Genomic DNA, 5,710 nt, shown 5'->3' with positions numbered 1-5,710 from the left:
CCTGATGACTACGTACGTCCTGCGGCGGCTGGCCTTCCTCGTTGTCTCGCTGTTCATGGCCAGCGTGGTGCTGTTCCTGCTGCTGCGGCTGCTGCCCGGCGACCCGGCCAACGCGCTGATCGCGGTCGGCGCGACCCCCAGCAGATCGCCGCCGCCCGCCACTCGATCGGCTCGGACCTCCCGCTGCCGGAGCAGTTCGTCCACTGGCTGCACCAGCTGGCCACCTTCGACCTGGGCAACTCCTTCGTCAGCTCGCTGCCGGTCGGTCCGCAGATCGCCTCCCGGCTCGACGTCACCGTGCCGCTGACCCTGCTGTCCTTCCTGCTGGCCCTGGCGGTCGCCCTCCCCGTCGGCTTCCTGGCCGCGCACCGCTCGCACACCTGGTACGGCACGATCCTCAACGGGGTGTCCCAGCTGGGCATCGCGGTACCCGTCTTCTGGATCGGCATGATCCTGGTGACGGTGTTCTCGCTGCGCCTTCGATGGCTGCCGTCCGGCGGCTTCCCGCAGGACGGCTGGGCCGAACCGGGGCAGGCGCTCAACTCCCTGGCGCTGCCCGTCATCACGGTGGCGCTGGTGATGTCCGCCTCGCTGATCCGCTACGTCCGCTCCGCGACCCTGGACGTCCTGGGCAGCGACTACCTGCGCACCGCCCGGGCGCTCGGCGCCACCTTCACCGGCGCGATGTGGCGGCACGGCGTACGCAACGGGGCCGTCCCGGTCATCTCGATCCTCGGCATCGAACTGGCCTCCACCCTGCTGGGCGCGGTCGTGGTCGAGACGGTCTTCGCCCTGCCCGGCCTGGGCAGCATGCTGTCCGAGTCGGTGGCCCAGCACGACTACCCCAGCATCCAGGGGGTGCTCTTCGTGTCGACCTTCGCGGTACTGGTCATCGGCTTCCTGGCCGACCTCGCCCAGCGGCTGATCGACCCGCGGCTGCGCGGCAGGCTCTCCGGCGGTGCCCGATGACCGCGCCCACTCCCGAGGCGACCGAGGCCCCCGTTGTCCGCGAGGTCCCCCCCACGCGCCGGGGCCGCCGCTCCGCGGCGCTGATCACCGGCTGCGTCCTGGTCGGACTCATCCTCGCGGTCGGACTGCTCTCCCTGGTGTGGACGCCGTTCGCCCCGGACGACACCTCCGGCGGCCGGCTGATGCACCCGGGCCATCTGCCGCACCTGCTCGGCACCGACAAACTCGGCCGCGACCTGCTCACCCAGCTGATGATCGGCGCCCGGATCGCCCTGGAGTCCGGGGCCGGCTCGGTCGCGATCGGCGCGGTGCTCGGCATCAGCCTCGGGGTGGCCGCCGGCTTCGCCTCCCGGTGGCTGGACGACGTGGTCGCCGCGCTGCTGGACATCCTGATCGCCTTCCCCACCCTGCTGCTGGCGATGCTGGTGGTCGCGGCCCGGTCCGCCTCGCTCGGCTCGGCGGTCATCGCCATCGGGCTGGCGATGACCGCGGTGGTGGCCCGGCTCACCCGGGTGCTCGTCAAGCGGGTACTGGCCCAGGACTACATCACGGCGGCGCGCACCTCGGGCACCTCCTGGCCGCGGATCGTCACCGGCCATGTGCTGCCCAACATCTGGACCACGCTGTCGGTCAACCTGGCCCTGCAGTTCGGCCTGGCCGTCCTGGCGGAAGCGAGCCTGTCGTACCTGGGGCTGGGCGCGCCGCCGCCGAACGAGTCCTGGGGGCGCATGCTCCAGGAGGCCCAGGCCACCGTGCTCACCTCGCCCACCGGGGCGATCGCGCCGGGCGTGCTGCTGGTCATGCTGGTCATCGGCGTCAACCTGATAGCCGACGGTCTGCGCGACACGTCGGACCCCACCCGGCGGAGGAACCGATGAACGTGCTCGACGTCAACGGGCTCACCGTCCGCGCCGCCGACGGCCGCGCCCTGGTGTCCGAGGTGTCCTTCTCGGTCGCCGCCGGCGGCAGGCTCGGCCTGATCGGCGAGTCCGGCTCGGGGAAGTCACTGACCGCGCTCGCCGTCATGGGTCTGCTGCCGCCGGGCATGACCGCCGCCGGCAGCGTCGTCCTGGAGGCGCCGGGGCTGCCGCGCACCGAGGTGATCGGCGCGGCCGAACGCCGGCTGGTCGAGCTGCGCGGACGGGCGGCGGCGGTGATCTTCCAGGAACCCCTCACCGCCCTGGACCCGCTGATGCGGGTGGGCCGGCAGATCGCCGAACCGCTGCGCCGCCGGCAGGGGCTGCGCGGAGCCGCCCTGCGCGGCGCCGTCGGCGAGGCCCTCGACCAGGTCCGGCTGCCGGAGCGGGCGGCCCGCGCCTACCCGCACGAGATCTCCGGCGGCCAGCGCCAGCGCGTCGCCGTCGCCATGGCGCTGGCCTGCGAACCCGCCCTGCTGATCGCGGACGAGCCCACCACCGCGCTGGATGTGACCGTCCAGTCCGAGGTGCTCGCCCTGCTCGACACGCTGGTCGCCGAGCGCGGCATGGCGCTGCTCTTCGTCAGCCACGACCTGGCGGTGGTCGCCGGGACGACCGACCGGATCGTGGTGCTCAAGGACGGGGAAGCGGTGGAGTCCGGCAGCGTCGAGGGCATCGTGAACTCCCCGCGGCACCCGTACACCCGGAATCTGGTGACAAGCGCCCGTCACCTCGAAGACGCGCTGGAGCGGACCATCCGATGAGCACGCCCATCCTGTCCGCCGACGACCTCGGCTTCGCCTACCGCGGCGCGGCCCCCGTCCTGCACGGCGTCTCGGTCGACATCACGGCCGGCCGCAGCGTGGCCCTGGTCGGCGAGTCCGGGGCCGGCAAGACCACTTTGCTGCGGCTGCTGCTCGGCCTGACCCGGCCCACCGCCGGGCGGATCGTGTTCGACGGGGACGAGCTGCGGATCCGCGACCGCGAGCAGATGCGCCGGCTGCGCGCCGGGGTGCAGTGCGTCTTCCAGGACCCGTACTCCTCCCTGGACCCCCGGCAGCGGGTCGACCGGATCGTGTCCGAACCGCTCCGCTCGCTGGGTCTGTCCACCGCCGGCACGGCGGACCCGCGGGTCGCCGCGGCGCTGGAGGCCGTCGGACTGCCGGCCGAGGCGGCGGCCCGCTACCCGCACGAGTTCTCCGGCGGCCAGCGCCAGCGCATCGCCATCGCCCGGGCCACCGTCTGCCGCCCCCGGCTGCTGCTGGCAGACGAGCCCGTCAGCGCCCTGGACGTCACCACCCGGGTCCGCATCATCGACCTGCTCACCGAGCTGAAGGACACCATGGGCCTGACCATCGCCATGGTCTCGCACGACCTGTCCGTGGTCGCCGCCCTGTGCGAGCACACCGTCGTCCTGGAACACGGCCGGATCGTCGAGCAGGGCGGCACCGCCGCGGTCCTGGGCTCCCCCACCCACCCCTACACGCGCCGGCTGATCACCAGTGTGCCGCGGCTGCCGGCCCGTCCGGTGGGCTGACCCCGACGGTCCGCGGCGGACGGTCCGCGGGCCGCGGTCCGCGGCAACGCTCAGGCCCGGGCGAGCAGTTCGAGCGTGTCGACGACGCGGTTGGAAAAGCCCCACTCGTTGTCGTACCAGGCCACCACCTTGACGTGCGGTCCGTGCACGCGGGTGAGGGCGGCGTCGAAGATCGCCGAGGCCGGCTGGCCGGTGATGTCGCTGGAGACCAGCGGCTCGTCGGCGTAGTCGAGGATGCCCTTGAGCCTGCCGTCGGCGGCGGCCCGGTAGGCGGCGAGGACCTCGTCGCGGCTGACCTCGCGGGCGACGGTGGTGTTCAGCTCCACGAGGGAGCCCACCGGGACCGGCACGCGGATCGAGTCGCCCGACAGCTTCCCGTCCAGGTTCGGCAGCACCCGGCCGATGGCCTTGGCGGCCCCGGTCGTCGTCGGCACGATGTTGACGCCGGCGGCGCGGGCGCGGCGCAGGTCGCGGTGCGGGCCGTCCTGCAGGTTCTGCTCCTGGGTGTAGGCGTGCACCGTCGTCATGAAGCCGTGCTCGATGCCGGCCAGGTCGTCCAGCACGGATGCCAGCGGGGCCAACGCGTTCGTGGTGCACGAGGCGTTCGAGACGACCACGTGCCGGGCCGGGTCGTAGACCTCGGTGTTCACCCCGTAGGCGAGGGTGACATCGGCGCCGTCGGAGGGGGCGCTCACCAGCACGCGGGTCGCGCCGGCCCGGATGTGCGCGCGGGCGGCGTCGGCCGCGGTGAAGCGGCCGGTGGACTCGAGCACGATGTCCACGCCGAGTTCGGCCCAGGGCAGCTTGGCGGGTTCGCGTTCGGCGAGCACGGTGATGCGGCGGCCGTCGACGACGAGTTCGCTCCCGTCCACCTCGACGGAGCGGCCGAGGCGGCCGAGCGAGCTGTCGTACTTCAGCAGGTGCGCGAGGGTCTCGGGGGCGGTCAGGTCGTTGACGGCGACGACTTCGAGGTCGCTGGCGCGCTCCAGCAGGACGCGCAGGGTGTTGCGGCCGATACGGCCGAATCCGTTGACGGCGATGCGGGTCATGGGGGGTTCCTTTCGTCTCTCCCTGCCATGGTCGGCACCCGCCCGCCGGTGCGACAGTGGCTCGAACGGCGACATGCGCAAGGATCCCGCCGCGTCATTCGCCAGCGACCGCAAGGATCCCGCCAGGCCGGCGCGGCGCGGTCTCGCGCGGTCCGGCGCGGCCTGGCCCGGTCCGGCGCTCAGGCCGAGAAGGTGTGCCGGTACTCCGTCGGGGAGGTCCCGAGAATGCGGTGGAAGTGCAGGCGCAGGTTCGCGCCGGTGCCGAGCCCGACGCGGTCGGCGATCTGCTCCACGCCCAGGTCGGTGCGTTCGAGCAGTTCGCGGGCCAGGTCCACCCGTGCCCGCAGCACCCACTGCATCGGCGTGTAGCCGGTGTCCTGCACGAAGCGCCGCGAGAAGGTGCGCGCCGAGACCCGCGCGTTGCGGGCCAGCGCTTCCAGGGTGAGCGGTTCGGCGAGGTGCGCCAGCGCCCACTCGCGGGTGCCGGCGAACAGGTCGCCGAGCGGCTCGGGCACGCTGCGGGGGACATACTGCGCCTGCCCGCCGCTGCGGTAGGGCGAGGCCACCAGCCGTCTCGCCACGAGGTTGGACAGGCCCACCCCGTGGTCGCGCCGCACCAGGTGCAGGCACAGGTCGATACCGGACGCCGCGCCGGCCGAGGTGAGCACGTCGCCCTCGTCCACGAACAGCACGTTCTCGTCGACCAGCACGAGCGGATGCCTCGTGGCGAGGGCCTTGGTGTAGTGCCAGTGGGTGGTGGCCCTTTTGCCGTCCAGCAGGCCGGTCGCCGCCAGGGCGAACGCCCCGGTCGAGATGGCCGCGAGCCGGGTGCCGCGCTCGTGGGCGGCCATGAGCGCGTCCACGACCGCGGCGGGCGGTTCCGTCGTGGCCGGCTCCCGATAGCCGGGGATGAACACGGTGTCGGCCTGCTCGAACGCCTCCAGGCCTTCCGCCACGTGATACGACAGCCCGTCGCCACCAGTCACCAGCCCCGGCGCGGCCCCGCACACCCGCACCTCGTACGGCATGCTCGGCCGGCTGGAGAACACCTGCGCCGGAATGCCGACGTCGAGCGGCTTCGCCCCTTCCAGCACGAGCACGGCGACGTGATGGTTCTCCCGGCTCATCGGCTCTCCCCGCCCTCTCCCACCACCGAGCGGCCCCCACTCGCGGCTTTGTCCATGACGACCCCTACGGCAAGCATCCTGCCACCGTCCCCGGGCCGACGGCCTCCGAGG

5 protein-coding genes and 1 pseudogene are annotated in these 5,710 nt (G+C 73.1%); 4 read left to right on the top strand and 2 right to left on the bottom strand.

Going from position 1 to position 5,710, the window contains the following annotated elements:
- Positions 1-4: 4 nt before the first annotated feature.
- The 4 genes and pseudogenes from GA0115240_RS05675 to GA0115240_RS05660 all read left to right on the top strand — a co-directional run bounded on the left by GA0115240_RS05675 (position 5) and on the right by GA0115240_RS05660 (position 3,423).
- Positions 5-969 (top strand): annotated as a pseudogene (locus GA0115240_RS05675) (ABC transporter permease).
- Positions 966-1,847 (top strand): ABC transporter permease, encoded by an 882-nt coding sequence (locus tag GA0115240_RS05670; protein ID WP_093735554.1) that lies wholly within the window; start codon positions 966-968, stop codon positions 1,845-1,847. The pseudogene GA0115240_RS05675 and the gene GA0115240_RS05670 overlap by 4 nt, the downstream one beginning before the upstream one ends.
- The gene (locus GA0115240_RS05665; protein ID WP_093735553.1) at positions 1,844-2,650 is read left to right on the top strand and encodes an ATP-binding cassette domain-containing protein; all 807 of its coding nucleotides are present in this window, start codon (positions 1,844-1,846) and stop codon (positions 2,648-2,650) included. Before GA0115240_RS05670 ends, GA0115240_RS05665 begins: the two co-directional genes overlap by 4 nt.
- On the top strand, positions 2,647-3,423 hold the full coding sequence (locus GA0115240_RS05660; protein ID WP_093735552.1) for an ABC transporter ATP-binding protein: 777 nt from the start codon (positions 2,647-2,649) through the stop codon (positions 3,421-3,423). Before GA0115240_RS05665 ends, GA0115240_RS05660 begins: the two co-directional genes overlap by 4 nt.
- A 50-nt stretch (positions 3,424-3,473) precedes the next feature.
- Here GA0115240_RS05660 and gap read toward each other — a convergent pair whose 3' ends face one another.
- On the bottom strand, positions 3,474-4,472 hold the full coding sequence (gene gap / locus GA0115240_RS05655) for a type I glyceraldehyde-3-phosphate dehydrogenase (RefSeq protein ID WP_093735551.1): 999 nt from the start codon (positions 4,470-4,472) through the stop codon (positions 3,474-3,476).
- A gap of 179 nt (positions 4,473-4,651) precedes the next feature.
- Complete coding sequence (locus tag GA0115240_RS05650) at positions 4,652-5,599, bottom strand: GlxA family transcriptional regulator (RefSeq protein ID WP_093735550.1); 948 nt, start codon at positions 5,597-5,599, stop codon at positions 4,652-4,654.
- Positions 5,600-5,710: the final 111 nt, after the last annotated feature.

It is taken from the genome of Streptomyces sp. DvalAA-14 (assembly GCF_900091855.1).
Classification (GTDB): Bacteria; Actinomycetota; Actinomycetes; order Streptomycetales; family Streptomycetaceae; genus Actinacidiphila.
Note: the sequence above shows the minus strand (reverse complement) of the source record. Positions and strands in the feature narration are given on the sequence as shown.

Excerpts from the sequence above, each read along its gene's own strand:
- gap (WP_093735551.1), bottom strand. The coding sequence starts at position 4,472 with ATGACCCGCATCGCCGTCAACGGATTCGGCCGTATCGGCCGCAACACC.
- GA0115240_RS05650 (WP_093735550.1), bottom strand. The coding sequence starts at position 5,599 with ATGAGCCGGGAGAACCATCACGTCGCCGTGCTCGTGCTGGAAGGGGCG.
- GA0115240_RS05660 (WP_093735552.1), top strand. The coding sequence starts at position 2,647 with ATGAGCACGCCCATCCTGTCCGCCGACGACCTCGGCTTCGCCTACCGC.
- GA0115240_RS05670 (WP_093735554.1), top strand. The coding sequence starts at position 966 with ATGACCGCGCCCACTCCCGAGGCGACCGAGGCCCCCGTTGTCCGCGAG.
- GA0115240_RS05665 (WP_093735553.1), top strand. The coding sequence starts at position 1,844 with ATGAACGTGCTCGACGTCAACGGGCTCACCGTCCGCGCCGCCGACGGC.